Annotated in this window: 1 protein-coding gene; it reads right to left on the bottom strand. The window is 62.3% G+C overall.

The window, feature by feature from the left end; genetic code table 11:
- Positions 1 to 8: 8 nt before the first annotated feature.
- Entirely contained in the window at positions 9 to 1,406 is a 1,398-nt protein-coding gene (locus tag WKW82_RS40485; protein ID WP_340348843.1) for an IS30 family transposase, read from the bottom strand.
- Positions 1,407 to 1,454: the final 48 nt, after the last annotated feature.

The following is a 1,454-nucleotide window of genomic DNA, read 5'->3' as shown; positions in this document are numbered from 1 at the left end:
GCTTGGGTTCAAGGAGTCGTCGCAACACGAGTTGCTTGAGCGTCGGATAGTAGGGCATTCAGCGCTTCGGCAGGCGTTCTCCAGCCCAGGGTTTTACGAGGCCTTCCATTGAGGGTGTCGGCTACTGCGTCGAGTTCGCGCTCGCGATACCTGCTCATGTCGGTGCCCTTCGGGAAGTACTGCCGCAGCAATCCGTTCGTGTTCTCGTTGGTGCCGCGCTGCCAGGGGCTTCTCGGATCGCAGAAGTAGATGGTCATCCCTGTCTCGATTCGCAGCTGTGCATGCTGTGCCATCTCCGCCCCCTGGTCCCAGGTCAACGACTTGCCCAGCTGTTGTGGCAGCGTCGCAATCTTTGCCGCAATAGCATCGCGCACCGCCTCTGCACCATGACCGGTCATGGCAGGGCCGTTCTTGATGTGGGCGCCTGGAACGTGACCGGCCATCGGCGGCAAGTGCAGCAGCATCGTGAATCGGGTCGTGCGTTCGACCAAGGTGCCGATCGCAGAACTGTTCAGTCCGATGATCAGGTCCCCCTCCCAGTGGCCCGGAACGGCACGGTCGGCGACCTCAGGCGGACGCTGACTGATCAGCAACTCGGACGTGATGAACTGCTTGCCGCGTTGCTGTGTTCTGGCGCGAGGCACCCGAAGCGCGCGGCCAGTGCGCAGGCAGGCGCACAGCTCGCGTTTCAATGCGCCACGACCTTGAATGTAGAGCGCCTGGTAGATGGCTTCATGAGAGACCCGCATGGACGCATCATCCGGGAAGTCCAGTTGCAATCGGCGACTGATCTGCTCCGGGCTCCAACTGGTGCCCCAACGTCGGTCTGCCCGGCGACCGTGGCGTCGTCCCTTCCAAGGGACGCTGGGACCGGGGATTCGCTTGCCATGGGCATCCCGCATGGCACCGGCAAGCCGCTCTTGCACGTATGCCTGCAGTTGCTTGTTCTTCGCAAGTTTGGTCACCTTGGGGCGCTGCGCCGCTCTCTCGGCCTTCCACTGGGCGACCGTCGCTCGGTACTGCAATGTGCCGCCACGGGTGGCCGCGTTACGAACCAACTCGCGAGAGATCGTCGATGGCGAGCGCCCCAGTTGCCGGGCGATCTCCCGAACTCCGTATTCCTGAGCTCGCAAAAGTGCAATGTCTTCTCGCTCGGAGAATGATAAATACCGCCCCGAAGGGGGCTCCAAGGTAATTGGTGGCATCCCGCCAGCTTCGCGGAACCAGCGCGGTCCCAAGGGCCCGGAGACGCCGCAGGCCTGTGCCGCATCTTCGCTCGATAAACCCGCCGAAATGCACTCCCAAAATGATTGCCTGGTTTGCCGTTGATTGATCTGAGGACGCCCTGGCGAGCGCATCGGCGCTCGCCCCGTCCGTTCTGTTGTCCACCCCTTCGGTCGTCCCATCGAACACCTCCATGATTGAGGTGTTGCGACGACCGATTGAATCCACCC

This window comes from Variovorax rhizosphaerae, assembly GCF_037889975.1.
Taxonomy (GTDB): Bacteria; Pseudomonadota; Gammaproteobacteria; order Burkholderiales; family Burkholderiaceae_C; genus Variovorax; species Variovorax rhizosphaerae.
Note: the sequence above shows the minus strand (reverse complement) of the source record. Positions and strands in the feature narration are given on the sequence as shown.